13 protein-coding genes are annotated in these 18,190 nt (G+C 72.4%); 6 read left to right on the top strand and 7 right to left on the bottom strand.

The window, feature by feature from the left end; all coding sequences use genetic code 11:
* Positions 1 to 39 precede the first annotated feature (39 nt).
* Both murJ and ABFT23_RS02515 read right to left on the bottom strand, forming a co-directional pair.
* The gene (gene murJ, locus ABFT23_RS02520) at positions 40 to 1,761 is read right to left on the bottom strand and encodes a murein biosynthesis integral membrane protein MurJ (protein ID WP_347892346.1); all 1,722 of its coding nucleotides are present in this window, start codon (positions 1,759 to 1,761) and stop codon (positions 40 to 42) included.
* The gene (locus ABFT23_RS02515; RefSeq protein ID WP_347892345.1) at positions 1,758 to 3,968 is read right to left on the bottom strand and encodes a DUF6049 family protein; all 2,211 of its coding nucleotides are present in this window, start codon (positions 3,966 to 3,968) and stop codon (positions 1,758 to 1,760) included. Before ABFT23_RS02515 ends, murJ begins: the two co-directional genes overlap by 4 nt.
* Before the next feature lie 55 nt (positions 3,969 to 4,023).
* Between ABFT23_RS02515 and ABFT23_RS02510 the strand changes: the two genes are divergently transcribed.
* A complete protein-coding gene (locus tag ABFT23_RS02510; protein WP_347892344.1) occupies positions 4,024 to 5,487 on the top strand; it encodes a CCA tRNA nucleotidyltransferase in 1,464 nt (487 codons plus the stop codon).
* Positions 5,488 to 5,677: 190 nt separating this feature from the next.
* The gene (locus ABFT23_RS02505) at positions 5,678 to 6,148 is read left to right on the top strand and encodes an SRPBCC family protein (protein WP_347892342.1); all 471 of its coding nucleotides are present in this window, start codon (positions 5,678 to 5,680) and stop codon (positions 6,146 to 6,148) included.
* Between the two features lie 98 nt (positions 6,149 to 6,246).
* Here the strand turns inward: ABFT23_RS02505 and ABFT23_RS02500 are convergent, their stop codons facing one another.
* Both ABFT23_RS02500 and ABFT23_RS02495 read right to left on the bottom strand, forming a co-directional pair.
* Positions 6,247 to 7,332 carry an inositol-3-phosphate synthase gene (locus tag ABFT23_RS02500; RefSeq protein WP_347892340.1) on the bottom strand — a complete coding sequence of 362 codons (1,086 nt, stop codon included), beginning with the start codon at positions 7,330 to 7,332 and terminating at the stop codon, positions 6,247 to 6,249.
* 58 nt (positions 7,333 to 7,390) lie between these two features.
* Entirely contained in the window at positions 7,391 to 7,963 is a 573-nt protein-coding gene (locus tag ABFT23_RS02495) for a PadR family transcriptional regulator (RefSeq protein WP_347892338.1), read from the bottom strand.
* A 192-nt stretch (positions 7,964 to 8,155) separates the two neighbouring features.
* On the opposite strand from ABFT23_RS02495, the gene ABFT23_RS02490 reads away from it, so the two are divergent.
* Together ABFT23_RS02490 and ABFT23_RS02485 are read left to right on the top strand one after the other, a co-directional pair.
* The gene (locus ABFT23_RS02490) at positions 8,156 to 10,558 is read left to right on the top strand and encodes a transglycosylase domain-containing protein (protein ID WP_347892336.1); all 2,403 of its coding nucleotides are present in this window, start codon (positions 8,156 to 8,158) and stop codon (positions 10,556 to 10,558) included.
* A 7-nt stretch (positions 10,559 to 10,565) separates the two neighbouring features.
* Complete coding sequence (locus ABFT23_RS02485) at positions 10,566 to 11,993, top strand: glycosyltransferase 87 family protein (protein ID WP_347892335.1); 1,428 nt, start codon at positions 10,566 to 10,568, stop codon at positions 11,991 to 11,993.
* 13 nt (positions 11,994 to 12,006) lie between these two features.
* Here the strand turns inward: ABFT23_RS02485 and ABFT23_RS02480 are convergent, their stop codons facing one another.
* The 3 genes from ABFT23_RS02480 to ABFT23_RS02470 form a co-directional block, all read right to left on the bottom strand.
* The gene (locus ABFT23_RS02480; RefSeq protein ID WP_347892333.1) at positions 12,007 to 13,056 is read right to left on the bottom strand and encodes an alanine racemase; all 1,050 of its coding nucleotides are present in this window, start codon (positions 13,054 to 13,056) and stop codon (positions 12,007 to 12,009) included.
* A 7-nt stretch (positions 13,057 to 13,063) separates the two neighbouring features.
* On the bottom strand, positions 13,064 to 14,203 hold the full coding sequence (locus ABFT23_RS02475; protein ID WP_347892331.1) for a lipid II:glycine glycyltransferase FemX: 1,140 nt from the start codon (positions 14,201 to 14,203) through the stop codon (positions 13,064 to 13,066).
* Positions 14,204 to 14,613: 410 nt separating this feature from the next.
* On the bottom strand, positions 14,614 to 15,417 hold the full coding sequence (locus tag ABFT23_RS02470; RefSeq protein ID WP_347892330.1) for a deoxyribonuclease IV: 804 nt from the start codon (positions 15,415 to 15,417) through the stop codon (positions 14,614 to 14,616).
* Positions 15,418 to 15,550: 133 nt separating this feature from the next.
* On the opposite strand from ABFT23_RS02470, the gene ABFT23_RS02465 reads away from it, so the two are divergent.
* Positions 15,551 to 17,629, top strand: coding sequence for an FHA domain-containing protein (locus ABFT23_RS02465; protein ID WP_347892329.1), 2,079 nt, complete (start codon positions 15,551 to 15,553; stop codon positions 17,627 to 17,629).
* Between the two features lie 161 nt (positions 17,630 to 17,790).
* Positions 17,791 to 18,081 (top strand): 30S ribosomal protein S6, encoded by a 291-nt coding sequence (gene rpsF / locus ABFT23_RS02460; RefSeq protein WP_347892328.1) that lies wholly within the window; start codon positions 17,791 to 17,793, stop codon positions 18,079 to 18,081.
* Positions 18,082 to 18,190 lie beyond the last annotated feature (109 nt).

Genomic DNA, 18,190 nt, shown 5'->3' with positions numbered 1-18,190 from the left:
TCCTCGGGACGGACGTTGGACGGGCCCCATCCTAGGCCGCTAGTAGCGCCGATGTGCGCCTCCGCGCCGACTCGGTACGAAGCCGAGACGTCGGCGGACGAGGTCGAGGATCGAGGTGACCTCGCGCAGGCGGGTGAGCTCGGCGCCGAGGAGGAACACGATGCCGCCCACGCCGGTCACGACGGCACCCCGCACGGCGGCGAGCGTCCAGTGGGGGTCGTCGCCGAGCCCGCCGAGCGCCAGCCGGGCCGCGAACGCCGCGAGGACGGCGGCCGCGACGGCGAGCGCGAGCCGGACGACGAAGCGCACCAGCCGCGGGGTGGCGAGCCCGCCGAGCCGGTGCCGGAGCACGAGGTAGGACACCAGGGCACCCACGGCGTACGACGTCCCGTAGGCGACGACGAGGGCAGGGGAGGTGTCGACGGCGTCGGCACCGCGCACCAGGAGCAGGGCGGCGACGATGTTCACGGTGGCGACGACGCACTGCACGTAGAAGACGGTGCGGGTCTGCTCGAGGGCGTAGAACCCGCGCAGCACGAGGTAGTGCACGGTGAACATCACGATGCCGGGGCCGAAAAGGGCCAGCGAGGGCGCGTAGGAGTCGTAGGACTCGGCCGCAGCGCCGTGCCCCCAGACGACGTTGGCGACGTCGGTCGCGACGAGCGGGAGCACGGCCGCGAACGGCACGACGACCGCGAGCGCGGTGCGCAGGTTGGTGCCGAGGGTCTCGGCCAGCCGTGGCAGGTCGCCGGCCGCGGCGTGCCGTGAGAGGCGCGGCAGGATCGCCGTGGCCAGCGAGACGGTGATGATCGAGTGCGGGACCATCACGATCAGGAACGTCGAGGAGTAGACGGCGTAGCCGGTGCCGTCGCCGCCGTCGGCCGTGCCGCCCGAGGCGAGCTTGACCACGACCGTGTAGGCGACCTGGTTGACGACGACGAACAGCACCGTCCAGAGGCCGAGGCGCAGCGTGTGGCCGAGCCCGGCGCCGCGGAAGTCGAAGCGCGGCCGGAAGGTGAACCCGGCGCGCTTGAGGTAGGGCACCAGGATCAGCAGCTGAGCGGCGATGCCGACGGTGGAGCCGAGGCCGAGCAGCATCTCCTGGTCGGCGTCGAAGGGGCCGACGAGCTCGGCGCCCTGGGCCGGGCCGAACGCGACGAGGTAGACCACCAGGACGCCGACCGAGATGACGTTGTTGGCGATGGGCGCCCACATCATCGGTCCGAATCGGCCGCGGGCGTTGAGGATCTGCCCGACCAGCACGAACATGCCGTAGAAGAACACCTGCGGCAGGCAGAACCGCGCGAGGTCGACGACCGAGGCCAGGTGGTCGACCCGGTCGGCGTCGGAGAACCGGTCGTCGAGGTAGAGCGACATCAGCTGCGGCGCGAAGACGACGAGCGCGACCGTGACGGCGCCGAGGAACAGCGCCGCGAGCGTGATGATCCGGTTGGTGTAGGCCTCGCCGCCGTCGGGGTCGGACGTCATCGCCCGCACCAGCTGCGGCACGAGGACGGCGTTGAACACGCCCCCGGCCAACAGGATGTAGAGCATGTTCGGCACGGTGTTGGCGATGGTGAAGATGTCGGCGTGCAGCGACGCGCCGAGGGCCGCCGCGAGCAGGGTCGAGCGGATGAACCCGCTCATCCGCGACACGACGGTGCCGGCGGCCATCACGGCGCTGTTGGCCAGCACCGAGCTCTGGGAGTCCTGGTCGGCGGTCCGGTCCTGCTCGGCAGGCTCGACCGCGCGGGTGCTCACCCGACCTCGACCGGCGGCGGGGCGGCGGACGAGCCGCGTCGTCCGGCACCGGGCTCGCCGCGGCGCGCGGCGCGCACCCGACGCACCAGGCGGACGGCGATCGCCAGGAAGAGCAGGCCGGCGCCGGTGCCGATGATGAGCCAGATGACGTCGCTGACCTGCGTGGGCCGGATCGGCACCTGGGCCGAGGCCCCGAGCGGCGTGCCGGCGGGGTCGGTGACCTGCAGCCGCACGTTGTGCACGGCGTTGGTCGTGGTCGTGGCCCGCAGCTGGGCGGTCGCGCGCCCGTCGGCCTCGAGCACGATGCGCTCGGGCGCGGTGACCTCGATGCCCCGGTCGGACTCGGCCCGCACGCTCACCGCGACGCGGTGGTCGAGGTTGTTGGTCAGCGTGACCGCGAAGGTCCCGCTCGAGCTGGCGAGGGTGATGCCGGGCGAGTCGCTGATCTGGATGCCGTCGAGGCGCTCGTCGACCCACGCGCGGGCGCCGTCGGTGGCCGCGAGCGCGGCGGCCTCGTCGTAGCGGGCGAAGTAGGAGAGCCCGGTGAGCGCCTCCTCGGTGATCGTGCCGCCGATGCCGGTGTCGTCGACGAGCACGTTCTGCAGCGCGTCGCCGCCCGCGACGAGCTCCTCGACGGCCGCGACGTTGGCGCCGTCGAGCTCGCGGTTGCCCTGCAGGGCCGGGTAGCCGAGGTCGGCGGCGTCGACCGGGGTCGCCGTCGCCGCGCGGTCGACGTCGTCGAGGGTGCCGAGGTCGAGCCACGGCACGGAGAGCCCGGCGAAGAAGGCGGCGGGGTCGTCGAGCGCGGTCGACGACGGCAGGACGACGACCATCGGCCGCCGGTCGCCTTTGATCTCGCGGACGGCGGCCTCGGCGAGCACCCGCTGGCGCAACCCGGTCGGGGTCAGCGACGGGCCGGGCCCGGGGCTGCCCTGCACGGCCCCGTGCGAGGTGACCAGCACGCGGCGTCCGTCGACGTCGGCCACGGCCGGCGGCGGCTCCCGTCCGTCGAGGTCGGCGAACATCCGGTCGGTGACGAGCACGCGGGCGTCGTCGCCCGCGGCGGCGATGCTGTCGGCGTCGAGGTAGCCCGTCGGTGAGGTGATCACCGGGCGGGGCTCGACGCCGAGCTCGGTGAGGGCCTCGCTGCGCTGGGCGCGGGCGACGTCGAGCAGGCGCGGGGCGTGCTCGAGCGTCGACGGCAGGTCGGGGTTGCCGTAGGGCAGCGTGTACACCTCGTCGCCGCGCAGCGTGCGACCGAGGTCGTCGAGCCAGGTCGCGGCCTGCTGGGCCTCGGGGGTCGGCGGGACGTCGTCGTCCTCGGCCGGCGCGGTCGAGGGGTCGGCGCTCGTCGTCTCGTCGGTGCCCGGGCCGAGGGTGCGGGGCGGGTTGCCCGCCGCGAGGTGGGCGACGGCGTCGACGAGGGCGGGGTCGACCAGCCAGGTGATCACCGGTGCCTGGTCGGCGAAGTCGAGGAGCCGGGTGAGCCGGCCTTCGGGGCCGAGGGCGCTCGCCCACGACTCGGGGTCGGCCACCCTGCCGTCGCCGGACCACCGCACCGGCGCGGTGAGCGGCAGCACCAGGGCGACGTCGAGCGGTCGGTCGTGGAAGCGTCGGGGCACGACGGGCAGGTAGGTGCGCGCCCGGCCGACGGCGGTGCCGTCGTAGGGCCGCGACGGGCTGGAGCCGAGGGCGTGCACCCCGAACCAGTAGACGCCGGCCCCGTTGGGCTCGATCGCGTCGACCGGCACCGTGACCCGGTAGATCGACGTCGCCCCGGGGGCGAGCTCCTCGACCTCGCCGGGTCGCCCGCCGACGGTGAGCCGCTGGCCGACCACGGCGTCGTACGGCGTGGCCATCGAGGCCTCGAGCTCGCCCTGGTTGCGGAACGGCTCGTCGAGCGCGCCGAGCTCGCCGTCGCCGACGAAGGCGAGCAGGCTGATGTTCGACCACGTCTCGTCGGTGCGGTTGGTGACCGTGCCGGTGACGGCGATGGTGCCCGAGGCCGGCAGCGAGGCCGGCGTCATGGACGAGATGGTGACGCCGAGCGGGGCGGTGTCCTCCTCGGCGGGGGCCGGTACCGGTGCCGCGGCGGTGGCGGCCTGCGCCGGCGTCGTCGTGGCGCTCAGCCCGACCAGCCCGGTCAGGGTGGCCGCGAGGACGGCGTACGAGGCCACGAGGGCGCGCACGTACGACGGTCGGACCACCGGACGAGGGTATCCGGGTCGCCTGGCGTTCCCGACCGTCCCTAGACTCCGCGGAGTGTCCGACCCGACTCCCCAGCCTCTCTCGATCGTCGAGGTGCAGCGTCGCGTCGGCGCCGAGCTCGACCGGCTGGCCCCGCTGATCGACCCCCTCGGGGCGCTGTTCACCGACGCCGGGCACGAGCTGCACCTGGTCGGCGGGCCGGTGCGCGACGCGATGCTCGGCCGCTCGCACCACGACCTCGACTTCACGACGTCCGCCCGCCCCGAGGAGACCGAGCGGCTGCTCAAGGGGTGGGGCGACGCGCTGTGGGACATGGGGCGCGACTTCGGCACGATCGGCGCACGCAAGGGCGCGTGGCAGGTCGAGGTGACCACCTACCGCTCCGAGAGCTACGACCCGGCGTCGCGCAACCCGACGGTGCGCTACGGCGACTCGCTCGCCGGCGACCTCGGACGCCGCGACTTCACCGTGAACGCCATGGCGGTGAGCCTGCCGCAGCGCGACTTCGAGGACCCGTTCGGCGGCATCGTCGACCTCGCCCACCGCGTGCTCCGCACGCCGGGGCGTCCGGAGGACTCGTTCGGCGACGACCCCCTGCGCATGCTGCGCGCCGCCCGGTTCGCCGCCCAGCTCGGGTTCACCGTCGCGCCCGAGGTCGTGCAGGCGATGACCGACATGGCCGCGCGCATCGAGATCATCAGCGCCGAACGGGTGCGCGACGAGCTGGTCAAGCTGGTCTGCGCCCCCTACCCGCGCCTGGGCCTGACGCTCCTCGTCGACACCGGGCTGGCCGACCTCGTGCTGCCCGAGCTGCCGGCGCTGCGGCTCGAGCGCGACGAGCACCACCGGCACAAGGACGTCTACGAGCACACGCTCACCGTGCTCGAGCAGGCCATCGACCTCGAGCCGCGGCTCACCGGCGGGCCCGACGGCGACGGCGCACCCGACTTCGTCTCACGCTTCGCCGCGCTCATGCACGACGTCGGCAAGCCGCGCACGCGCCGGCTGGTCGACGACGGCACCGTGACCTTCCACCACCACGACGTCGTCGGCGCCAAGCTGACCCGCAAGAGGATGAAGGCGCTGCGGTTCAGCAACGACGAGATCGAGTCGGTGAGCCGGCTCGTCGAGCTGCACCTGCGCTTCCACGGCTACGGCTCGGGCGAGTGGACCGACTCCGCCGTCCGCCGCTACGTGCGCGACGCCGGCGCCGAGCTCGACCGCCTGCACGTGCTCACGCGCGCCGACTGCACCACCCGCAACCAGCGCAAGGCCGACCGGCTCCGCCGCACCTACGACGAGCTCGAGGCGCGCATCGAGCGGCTCTCGGAGGAGGAGGAGCTGGCCGCCATCCGCCCCGACCTCGACGGCAACGAGATCATGGAGGTCCTCGGCATCGGCCCCGGCCGCGAGGTTGGCCAGGCCTACGCCTTCCTCCTCGACCTCCGGCTCGACCAGGGCCCCCAGTCGCCCGACGCCGCCCGCGCCGCCCTCCTCGCCTGGTGGGCCGACCGCTAGCTCACTGCTTGCTAGTGGCTAGCGCGCGAGGCTGAGCCGGGATAGTTCGATACCAGGTCGACCTTTTCGGCCTCAATGAGGTCGACCTGGTATCGAACTATCCCGGGCTGCTGCTAGCTGATGTGTCACGTACCAACGGTGTGACAGACGTCATAGTGCTTGTTGAACATCGTTCAGTAGCCTCCGGCGCATGGCCCAGTACGAGGAGCTCGAGGCGAGCATCGACATCGACGCGACGCCGGCACAGGTGTGGTCGCTGGTTACCGACGTGCCCCGGATGGCGTCGTGGAGTCCGCAGGTCGTGCGCACCACGGTGCGCGGCGGCACGGTGAAGAAGGGTGCGCGGTTCGTCAACCTCAACCGCCAGGGCCTGCTGTTCTGGCCCACGACGGCCAAGGTCGTGCGCTTCGAGCCGCACCGCGACTTCGCCTTCCGGGTCGCCGAGAACCGCACCATCTGGTCGTTCGAGCTCAGCGACGACGGCCGTGGCGGCACGCGCGTCGTCCAGCGTCGCGAGCTGCCGCACGGGGTCTCGAAGGTCTCGACCGCCCTCACCCGGGTGGCGCTGGGCGGCATCGAGCCGTTCACCCGCCGGCTCGAGCGCGGCATGCACGAGACGCTCGCGAAGGTGAAGACCGAGGCGGAGTCCGTGTCCGCCTGACCCGCGCCGGCGTGGCCTGGCCGCACCCGGATGCAGGACGGCGGGCACCCTCCGAGGAGGATGCCCGCCGTCGAGCGGTGGATCAGGTCACGCAGAGGTCACTCGGCACCGGCGATGAAGGCCTCGACGCGGCGGCGACCCTCGTCGTCGGGCAGCTGCACCGGCGGCGACTTCATCAGGTAGGACGACGCCGAGATGATCGGGCCACCGAGGCCGCGGTCCTTGGCGATCTTGCAGGCGCGCAGGGCGTCGATGATGATGCCCGCCGAGTTGGGCGAGTCCCACACCTCGAGCTTGTACTCGAGGTTGAGCGGCACGCCGCCGAAGGCCGAGCCCTCGAGGCGGACGTAGGCCCACTTGCGGTCGTCGAGCCACGCGACGTAGTCGGACGGGCCGATGTGCACGTTCTTGTCGTGGATCTTGCCGGCCAGCTCGCCCTGCAGGTTGGAGGTGACGGCCTGGGTCTTGGAGACCTTCTTGGACTCGAGACGCTCACGCTCGAGCATGTTCTTGAAGTCCATGTTGCCGCCGACGTTGAGCTGGTAGGTGCGGTCGAGCGCGACGCCGCGGTCCTCGAACAGCTTCGCCATCACGCGGTGGGTGATGGTGGCGCCGATCTGGCTCTTGATGTCGTCACCGACGATCGGGACGCCGGCGGCCTCGAACTTCGCGGCCCACTCGGGGTCGGAGGCGATGAAGACGGGCAGGGCGTTGACGAAGCCGACGCCGGCGTCGATGGCGCACTGGGCGTAGAACTTGTCGGCCTCCTCCGAGCCCACGGGCAGGTAGGAGACGAGGACGTCGACCTGGGCGTCCTTGAGGACCTGGGTCACGTCGACGGCGTCCTTGGCGGACTCCTCGATGGTGGCGCGGTAGTACTTGCCGAGGCCGTCGAGCGTCGGGCCGCGCTGCACCTCGACACCGAGGGTCGGGACGTCGCAGATCTTGATGGTGTTGTTCTCGGAGGCGTTGATGGCCTCGGAGAGGTCCTTGCCGACCTTCTTGTCGTCGACGTCGAACGCGGCGACGAACTCGATGTCGCGCACGTGGTAGTCGCCGAAGGCGACGTGCATGAGGCCCGGCACCGTCTCGGCCGGGTCGGCGTCACGATAGAAGTGGACACCCTGGATGAGGGACGTGGCGCAGTTGCCGACGCCCACGATTGCTACACGGATCGAACCCATCGGGATTCCCTTTCGTGGTGACTTCAGGTGGAGGTGCTGTGGTGGTGGGTGGGGTGGCTCAGGGGTTCTGGGCCGCAGGCGGCTTGATCGCCGCCTGGTTGCGCTCGGCGTTGATGAGGTCGGAGAGCCACTGCACCTCGCGCTCGGTCGACTCCATGCCGTGCCGCTGGAGCTCGGCGGAGTACTGGTCGACCTCCTTCTCGGTCATGGACAGCTCCCGCTGGATGCGGTCGAGCCGCTCCTGCAGGCGGCTGCGGCGCCCTTCGAGCACCCGCAGCCGGATCTCCATGTCGGTGCGCCCGAAGAAGGCGAACCGGATGCCGAAGTTGTCGTCCTCCCACGCCGCCGGCCCGATGTCGGCCATGAGCCGCTCGAACTCGGCGGTGCCGGCCGCGGTCACCTGGTAGGTGATCTTCGGACGACGGGAGGTGGGCGTCATCGTGGGAGCGAGCTCCTCGATGAGGTTGCCCTTCAGCATCTTCTTCAACGTCGGGTAGAGCGAGCCGTAGGAGAGCACGCGCCCCCACCCGAGCATGAGGTTGAGCCGCTTGCGCAGCTCGTAGCCGTGCATGGGTCCCTCGTGCAGCAGTCCGAGGACTGCCAGCTCGATGGACTCTGCGCGGCGTGCCATGCGACCTATCGTAGCGATATATCCGCGGATGCGAAATCCCCGATAGGTCGTGCCGATCTCTCGGACCGAAGGCCACCGGCGCCGGGCCCGGACGGCGTCCGCCGCATTTCGGCCCCCGTTCGTCGTCCTGCGTACCCTGAACAGTCGGGTCGGTCCCGGACCCGAGCACGCGAGACGGCATGGAGGTAGCACGTGGGCGGCAAGCGCAAGGCCGACGAGGCGTCGTCCACCGACGGCACCTCACGGTCGCCGCTGAAGCGCCGGAGGTCCGGTGGCGGCCAGGGCACGCAGGAGGACAAGGCACCGATGACCTGGCGGCGTCGCCTGCTCAAGGTCGCCAAGTGGGGCACGATCACCGCGCTGATCCTGATGCTGATCGGGGTCGGCGGCTTCATCTACCTCTACAAGACCACCGACATCCCCTCGGCCAACCCCGAGTTCCTCACCGACACCTCGTTCGTCTACTACGACAACGGCGACGACCTCGGCCGCTACGAGACCCAGTACCGCGACTCGATCCCGCTCGACGACATGCCCGAGACGCTGCAGCAGGCGGTGATCGCGGCCGAGGACCAGTCGTTCTACGACAACAACGGCATCGACACCCGCGGCATCGCGCGCGCGATGTTCAACAACGCCAGCGGCGGTAGCCAGCAGGGCGCCTCGACCATCACCCAGCAGTACGTGAAGATCCTCTACCTGACCCAGGAGCGCAGCTACCAGCGCAAGGTCAAGGAGGCGATCTTGTCGCTGAAGATCCAGCGGCAGATGTCGAAGGACGAGGTGCTCGCGGGCTACCTGAACACCATCTACTTCGGGCGCGGCGCCTACGGCGTCCAGGCCGCGGCCGACGTCTACTTCGGCAAGCAGGCCAAGGACCTCAACCTGCGCCAGTCCGCCGTTCTCGCCTCGGTCCTCAACGACCCCAACGACCTCGACCCGGCCGACGGCAAGCAGGCCCGCCAGGCCCTCAAGGGCCGCTACCAGTACGTGCTCGACTCGATGGCCGAGATGGGTGACATCACCGACGCCGAGGCGGCCGAGGCCCGCACGAGCCTGCCGAAGTTCCCCAAGCAGGAGCAGCAGAGCACCTACGGCGGCCAGCAGGGTCACATGCTGACCCTCATCAAGAACCAGCTGCTGGGCCTGGAGAAGAACGACGGCAGCTCGTTCACCGAGGACGAGATCGACGGCGGCGGCCTGCGGATCACCACCACGCTCGACCCGAAGGTGATGTCGGCGATCGAGGACGGCGTCGAGGAGATCCGCCCGAGCGAGCCCACCGACACCTTCAAGCCCAAGCAGCTGCACGTCGGCGCGGCGGCGGTCGAGCCGGGCACCGGTGCGCTGCGCGGCTTCTACGGCGGGCAGGACTACCTCGACTCCCAGCTCAACTGGGCGGTCGCGGGCGGCCAGGCCGGCTCGACCTTCAAGGCCTACGCCGTGGCGGCCGGCCTCAAGCAGGGCTTCGCGCTCAAGGACACCTTCGACGGCAACGCCCCCTACGAGGTCGGCGACACCGAGTTCGGCAACCAGGGCGAGGGCGGCGGCCGCAGCTACGGTCGCGTCAGCCTCACCCAGGCCACCGAGGACTCCATCAACACCGCCTTCATCGACCTCACCGTGGCGATGGACAACGGCCCCGAGGCCATCGTGAAGATGGCCGAGGACATGGGCGTGCCCGGCAACAAGCCGCGCAAGAAGAACCCGTTCGGCATCCCGACGTCGAGCGGCGGGCTCAACCCCGAGACCGGCGTCTCGCTCGGCTCGGCCACCGTGAGCCCGATCAACATGGCCAACGGCTACGCCACCATCGCCGCCGAGGGCATGTCGGCGCCGGTCTACCTCATCGACAAGGTGACCAACCGCGAGGGCGAGGTGCTCTACCAGCACAAGGTCACCGAGAAGCGCGTGCTCGACGCCGACCTCGCCTCCGACGTGTCCTACGCCCTGCAGCAGGTCACCGAGAGCGGCTCCGGCACGTCGGCGCAGCTCGACGACCGCCCGATCGCCGGCAAGACCGGCACGGCCACGAAGACCGGCGGCGCGGTGTCGTCGTCCTGGTTCATCGGCTACACGCCGCAGCTGTCGACCGCGGTGATGTACGTGCGTGGCCAGGGCAACGGCCAGCTCGACGACTGGCTGCCCGCGACCTCCGACGGCAAGTCCGGCTACTTCGGCGGCAACTACCCGGCCAAGACCTGGAACGCGATCATGAGCCGCGCGATGGAGGGCGTCGAGCCGGAGGACTTCCCCGAGCCGGCCTTCGTCGACGGCGACGCGCCGTCGACGGGCCACGCCCCCTACACCCCGCCGCCCGCGCCGCCGTCGACCTCCGACGACGACGAGCCCGACGACCGGCCCACCAAGACCACCAAGCCGCCGACGAAGCCGCCGGAGACCTCGGCCCCGCCGACCTCGGCGCCGCCGACGACGACGGCTCCGCCCCCGCCGCCCGCCACGACGGAGCCGCCGCCCCCGCCGGCCACGACCCCGCCGCCGCCGGAGGACTGCACCGTGCTCGGGGGCTGCCCCAGCCCGGACGAGCCGACCCCGGCGCCCCGGGCGCAGGTCGCTGGTCGCGAGCAGGACTGAGCCGGAGGTGTCGCGCGCGCCGTCCGGGCCGGAGCACGTGCACCCCACCCGCGACGACCCGGTCGTCGCCGGGCTCAGCGAGGTCGTCGGCGGACCCGTCGGCGAGCACGCCGGCCGCGGCCGCGGCGTCACCGTGCTCGGCGTCCTGCTCGCCCTGACCGCGCTCACCTTCGCGCTCGGTCTGGTGTCGAAGACGGCGTGCGCCGCCGACGGGTGGTCGAGCACCGACCCGTCGCGCTACACCCACGCCTGCGTCTCGAAGGTGCCCGACGCCTACACCGGCACCGGCCTCGTCGAGCTCGCCTGGCCGTGGTCGGGCGACGAGCAGACCCGGCTGCGCTACGCCCCCACGAGCGAGCCGGCGGCCGTCGGGCTGTGGAGCTACTCCGTCGCCCGCGTGACCCACGTGCTCAGCGGCTCGCCCGAGGTCTCCGTGCGCTACGGCGAGCCGGCCGGCGTCCTGGCCGACAGCGACACCGTCGACGACGAGCGCCGCCTGTTCATGCTGCTCAACTGCCTCGGCTTCGCCGCGCTCGCCCTCGCCGCCACCGCCGCGCTGCGGGCCGCGCGCCGGCGTCGTCCGTGGGACGCCGCCGGGTTCGCGGTCGCGCCGGTGCTGGCCGTGGCCGGCGTCGTGTCGTGGGACCTGCTGCCGGTCGCCGCGGTCGCCGGTGCCCTGTGGGCGTTCTCCCGGGGCCGGGTCGTGCTCGGCGGCGCCCTCGTGGGTGCGGGGGTCGCGGCCGGCGTCTGGCCGGTGCTGCTGCTGGCGGCCTTCGTCGCGCTCTGCGTGCGCGACCGGCGTCCGGCGCTCGTGCTGCCGGCGGTCGTGCCGGCCGTGGCCACCTGGGCGGTGCTCAACGCCCCCGCCTTCCTCACCGGGCGCCAGCAGTGGGAGGTCTTCTTCTCCACCGCGTGGCAGCGCACGCCCGACGAGGGGTCGCTCTGGGCGATCGTCGCGCAGTCGGCCGGGCTCTCGCGCGAGGTCGGCCTGCCGATCTCGTGGGCCCTGGTCGTCCTGTGGTGGGCGGCCGTGCTGGTCCTCGTGCACGCCGCCCCGGCCCGGCCGCGCCTGAGCCAGGTCGCCCTGCTGCTGGTCGCCGGCGTCGTCGTCCTCGGCCTCACCTACGAGCCCCAGCAGGCCCTGTGGCTGCTGCCGCTCGCCGCCCTCGCGCGGCCACGGTGGCGCGACCTGCTGGTGTGGCAGTCGTGCGAGCTGGTCTTCTTCGCGATGACCTGGTGGTGGAAGGGTGGCCTGCTCTCGCGGAGCGACGGGCCGGCCGGCTTCTACTGGATCGCGATCGCCGTGCACCTCGTCGGCACGCTGTGGCTGGTGGCCATGGTCGTGCGCGACGTCTGGTGGCCCGAGGACGACGTCGTCCGGGCCGACGAGCGCGCCGACGACGCGAGCGAGGCGCCGGAGTCGATGCCGGTCTGAGGGTCGCCGGACCTCAGGTGACCACGATGCGGTCGAAGTGGGTGGCGGTGTAGCGCACCCGGACGTCGACGGTCTCGCCGACGTCGGGCACCCGGGCGCCGGACGGCAGGAACAGCATCGAGGCCTGCATGTGCGGCGGCTCGGCGAACAGCCGCTGCTTGCCGTCGATCGAGAACGGCGAGCGCACGAAGCCGACGGCGTCGAGGCCGCCCCGGGCCAGGGTGGCGGCGCGGGCCTTCATCGAGGAGTCCCCTGTGGGCGCCTCGAGGCCGATGCCGTGGGCCGTGCCGCCGCTCACGACGAGCAGGTGGCCGGACTTCGGGGCGCTGCGACCGCGGTAGCCGAACGTCTCGCCCCGGTCGACGGCGTGCACGTCGAGCACGGTCGCGGTCACCGACAGCGCGCCGCGGTCGCCGAGCCACAGGCCGGTGCCGGTGCGCGGGCGGATGGTGAAGTCGGCGTACTGCGCGCGGAGCGTGGCGAGCTCGGTGTCGGTGAGGTGGCTGACCCAGACCGTGTCGAGGCCGTCGAGCCCGGCCCCGACGGCGTCGTTGAGCAACCGGCGCACCTCGCCGAGGTGGGAGCCCTGGGCGAGCGGCAGGTGGAGCGCGAGTCCCTCGAGGCGGGCGCGGCGCCCGCGCAGGTGCTCGGCTGCGTCCCAGAGCCCGCGAGCGCTGAACCCGTGGCGCTGCATCGAGGTGAGCAGCTCGAGCACGATGCGGGAGCCGGGCTGGCGGGTGAGCAGCGCGTCGACGTCGTCGACCCGGCCGATCGTGTGGATCACCCGGGCGGCGAGCGCGGGCTCGAGGTCGGGCTGCCACGGCCGCCACGGGGTGAGCACCAGCAACGACCCGTCGAAGCGCGAGGCGACCTCGGGCAGCTCCTCGTAGGTGCCGACGGCGATGGTGTCGACGCCGAGCCACTCGCTCCTGCGGGCCAGGCGGCCCGGCGTGAACCCGTAGCCGTTGCCCTTGACGACGGGCACCAGCCCCGGCGTCGCGTCGGCGACCGCGCGCAGGTGGGAGCGCCAGCGGGGGCCGTCGACGGTGAGGGTCAGGCTCATCGCGGGGTCACCGCCGTCCCATGTAGAGGGTGAACGCCTTGTAGACCGCGCGGTTGAGCGGCAGGTCCCACTCGCCGGCGTACTCGACGGCCTCGCCGCCGGTGCCGACCTTGAACTGGATGAGGCCCGCGTGGGCGTCGTCGGTGTCGAGCGTGTCGGTGATGCCGCGCAGGTCGTAGACGTCGGCGCCCGCGGCGATCGCGTCGCGCATCATCGCCCACTGGACGGCGTTGGAGCCGCGCACCTCGCGTTTGGCCGTGGACGACGCCCCGTAGGAGTACCAGGAGTGCGCGCCGACGCGGATCGCGATCGTCGCGGCGACCAGGTCGCCGTCGTGTCGGGCGAACCACAGGCGGATGCGGTCGGGCGACTCGGCGCCGAGGGCGTCGACCATGGTGCGGAAGTAGGGCAGCGGCCGCGGGGTGAACCGGTCGCGCTCGGCGGTGTGCACGTAGAGGTCGTGGAAGGCGCGCAGCTCGGCGTCGGTGACGTCGGCGCCGTCGACGCAGGTGACCTCGACACCCTCCTTGGCGGCCTTCTTGATGTTGCGGCGCCAGAGCTGGTTCATGCCCTTGAGCACGTCGTCCTCGCCCCGGCCGGCGAGCGGCACCTGGAAGACGTGGCGCGGCTGACCGGCCGCGAACCCGCCCTCGACGACCTGCGGACGCCAGCCGAGCTCGCTCAGCTGGGTCACCACGCGGGCGCCCGTGGCGTCGCGCTCGGTGGGGGCGACCTCGTCGAGGCGCCTGACATCAGCGTCGGCGAGGCCGGCCTTGATGCTCGCGGTGTCCCAGCGGCGGGTGACGACGGGCGGGCCGATGCGGACGCCGAACGCGCCCTGCTTCTTCAGGTGGGCGGCCATGGGTCGCAGGAGCGCCCCGAGGTCGTCGCTGGCCCAGTCGAGCAGCGGGCCCTCGGGCAGGTAGGCCAGGTAGCGCTTGACCTTCGGCAGCTGGCGGTAGAGCACCAGCGCCGCGCCGACCTGGACGCCGTCCGACGACCCGGAGGCGAACCAGCCGATCGACTCGTGGCGCCACTCCGCCTTCACCGCGCCCCATGCCGGGGTCTGCAGGAAGCTGGCCGAGCGCCTCGAGTCGATGAACGCGAGGTGCTCGTCGGCCGAGGTCACGCGCACGTCGAAGCTCACCCGCACGAGGCTAGCCGGGACCCCCGCGGCCCCCGGGCGGGCCCTCCACCCGGTGGCCCCGGGTACCGACCGGGTCAGCCCGGGGTACCGGCGATCTCCACCCGGGTCCGTCCCGCAGGCTGATGGATCGCGGGCGCGCGCGAGCCAGGCTGGAGCCATGAACACCACGAACCACCACGACCCGGTCCCCGCTGCGATCGTGATCGTGGCCCTGCTGCTCGCCGCGATGGCGGCCACCGGCGCCCTGTGGGCCGCCCTCGTCGGCGCCGCCTGACGCTGGTCGAGGTGCGACGAGCTCTGCGAGGAGCCTCGAGACCCCCCCCGACCATGGGCCTGGGTACGGAGGGCCGGTGATCTCGAGGCGAGGTCGCGGGCGACCTCGCACCTCGATCAGCGTGGGGGCGACGACGTCAGAGGCGAGCCTGCAACCAGGCGAAGTCGGCCGCGTGCTCCTCGGCGCCGCCCGGCGTCTCGCACACCACGGGCGCGCCGGCGTCGCGGACGACGGAGGCGAGCAGGTCGGGGTCGATCGTGCCGGCGCCGAAGTTGGCGTGCCGGTCGGCGCCGGAGTCGAACGCGTCGCGGCTGTCGTTGCAGTGCACGAGGTCGATGCGACCCGTGATCGCGCGGACGTCGTCGACGACGGTCTCGAGGGCGTTGCCGCCGGCGTGGGCGTGGCAGGTGTCGAGGCAGAAGCCGACCAGGTCGGCCTGCTCGCACGAGGAGATGGCGTCCCAGACCCGCCCGATGCGCTCGAGGTAGCGGGTCATGGCGTTGTCGCCGCCGGCGGTGTTCTCGATGAGCAGCGGCAGCTTGAGGTCGGTGGCGTCGATCGCCTTGCGCCAGTTGTCGAACCCCTTCTCGGGGTCGTCGGCCTTGTTGACGTGACCGCCGTGCACGATCAGGCCCTTGGCGCCGATCGAGGCGGCGGCGTCGACGTGCTGCTGCAGCAGCTTGCGGCTGGGGATGCGGATGCGATTGTTCGTGGTGGCCACGTTGACGATGTAGGGCGCGTGCACGTAGAGGTCGACGCCCGCCGCCTCGGCATCGGCCCTGAGGCCCTCGGCGCCGCCGGCGTAGTGGACCTCGGGGCCCCGGTAGCCCTGCGGGTCACCGAGGAAGAACTGCACGAGCGGCGCCTGGCGTGCGGCGGCCTCGGCGAGGGGGTCGGTCTGCTCGACGTGCGCGCCGATGGCGATCGTGCTGGGGCTCATGGCGACACTGTAGGAACCGGCACCGACAACGAGCCGTCCAGGGGTGTGAGCCCTGCGCCGCCGGGCAGAACCCCTTAACCTTGTGCCGCCGCCTCGGGCAGACCGGCCACGCCCTACTCCCCCGGGAGCCTCCATGACCAGCATCCGCATCCAGGCGGGCGACCGCACCTGGACCGCCGGCCCCACCGACGGCCAACGCGTCTTCCGCATCGGCCGCGACGAGGGCGCCGACATCGTGGTGAGCGACCCGTCGGTCTCGCGGCGGCACGCCGAGATCCGGGCGTTCGGCGAGGGCTGGGAGGTCATCGACGTCGGCAGCAGCCTCGGCACCTGGATCGACGGACGCCGCGTCGACCGTGCCCCGCTCACCGGCTCCACCACCGTCGGCCTGGGCTCGCAGGGCCTGGCCTTCCAGGTCTTCGTCACCGTCACCGGGGCGCCCGCGGTGCCGCCCCCGCCCGTCGTCCCGACCGCACCGATCCAGATGGGCGGCCCGGTCGCCGGGCACCCGCCGGTCAACGCCCTGCTCGACCAGACCATCGTCGACGGCGTCGCCTTCGGCGGCCTGCCCGCGCCCGGCGGCCCCGGCCTGCTGGTCCGCCGGCGCGTGGGCGGCGACCTGCGCTTCCCCGGCGGCATGCCGGTCCGCGTGGGCCGCGACCCCTCGCTCGAGGTGCACGCCGACGACCAGGCCGTCTCGCGGCTGCACGCCGTCGTCGAGCCCCGCCACGACGGCTGGTGGTGGGTCGACCGGTCGACGTCCGGCACCTTCGTCGACGGCGAGCGCGTCACCTCCTACCGCATCGACGAGCCCACCGAGATCAGCCTCGGCCACCCCACGGCCGGCTACGAGCTCGAGGTCGTGCCCGTCGTCGCGGCCGGCCAGGCCTCGGCCAGCATCCGCAGTCGCAAGCGCCGCCGCACGATCGGCGTCGTCGCGGCCGCCGTCGCCACCCTCGTCGCCGCCACCGGCATCACGTTCGCCGCGATCGCCCTCACCGGCGACGAGAAGACCGAGCCGGTCGCCGGGCCGCAGGGCGGTCAGGGCGGCGACACCGAGGCCGAGCGCGCCGCGGCGCTCGACCGGGCGAAGGCCGCGGCGGTGCTCCTGCAGGCCGTCGACTCCAGCGGCAACGTGATGTGGTCGGGCTCCGGCTCGGTCATCAGCGACACCGGGCTGATCCTCACCAACGCCCACGTCGGCGACCCCAACGCGCCCGGCCAGGGCTCGAGCGAGGAGGAGCCCGACTTCCTGGCCGTCTCGCTCACCAGCGGCGACGACGACGAGCCGGCCACCGCGGCCTACCGCGCCGAGCCGATCGTCTCCGACGGCTACCTCGACATCGCCGTCCTGCAGATCGTCTCCGACATCGAGGGCGGCGAGGTCGAGCCCGACACGCTGGCCGACGAGCTGCCCGCGCCGCTGCCCATCGGCGACAGCGACGAGCTGCGCACGGGAGACCGCATCATCGCCCTCGGCTACCCCGCCATCGGCAACGTGATGGCGCAGGGCGACCGCCCGCTCACCGTCACCGAGGGCGTCGTCTCGACGTTCCAGGCCGACCCCGTCGTCGGCACCGAGCGCGGCTCGATCGACAGCGACGTCCGGCTCGGCTCGGGCAACTCGGGCGGGCCGTCGATCAACCAGGCCGGCGAGATCATCGGTCTCAACACTCGCGTCATCACCGCGTCGTCGGTCGACGCCGGCTCGATCACCCAGGGCTCCGCCCTGATCGTGCCGGTCAACCTGGCCGCCGACGTGCTCGAGATCGCCCGGGCCGGTGGCGACCCCGACTACGTCTCGCCCTACCTCGACGACCTGCCCACCGACCCCGGCCTGCCGGTCGACGCCACCGCCGTCGCCAACGGCTGGAACCTCGCCGACTCCTCGACCAGCGGCTCGTGCACCGGCACCAGCTCGGTCGAGACGCCGCAGAGCCTGCCGGGCGTCACCGGCGGCGACCAGGTGCTCGCCGAGTTCACGCTCGAGGGCGTCCCCGCCGGGCTGCCGATCTCGATCGACGTCTACGGCACCGACGGCACCCGCATCGACTCCCTGCAGGAGTCGTGGCAGGGCGACGAGCGCGCCACCTGCATCCGCGTGCCGCTCGAGGTGCCCACCGGCGCCGACGGGCTCAACGCCGTCCTGCAGCTCGGCCTCGACGGCGAGACCGCGGCCGAGAACCCGGTGCTCTTCCCCGACGCCGGCTGACGGCGTCCCCGCACGGTTTTCGTCCCGCCGCGCGCGGGGCGTTACCCTGACCTGTCCGCGCCACGCGCCCACCGACGGGCGTCTTCGGCCGGACGATGTTGTACAGCCCTCCTGCCACGGAGAGACCGTGGCCGTTGAGTCCACAGGAGGTGGAGACCGCTGTGCGTGCCTATGAAGTGATGGTCATCCTCGACCCGAGCCTTGAGGAGCGGACGGTCCAGCCGTCGCTCGACAAGTACCTCAACGTCATCCGCAACGATGGCGGCACGGTCGACAACGTCGAGGTCTGGGGCCGTCGTCGCCTCGCCTACGAGATCAAGAAGAACGCCGAGGGCATCTACGCCGTCATCAACCTGCAGGCCGAGCCGGCCACGGTCAAGGAGTTCGACCGCCAGCTCGGGCTCAACGAGTCCATCCTGCGCACCAAGGTGATGCGTCCCGAGGCTCACTGATCCCCTCGGATCAGCGAGTCTGCGGTCGTTCCCTGTGGAGGACCGCTTCCTCATGTCGGTGGCTCGCGCAACGATGAGCACCGACACCACCGGACCAGCACGAGTGCAC

It is taken from the genome of Nocardioides secundeburneus (genome assembly GCF_039939255.1).
Classification (GTDB): domain Bacteria; phylum Actinomycetota; class Actinomycetes; order Propionibacteriales; family Nocardioidaceae; genus Nocardioides.
The sequence above is the reverse complement of the archived record's forward strand: the minus strand, read 5'-3'. Positions and strand labels throughout refer to the sequence as shown.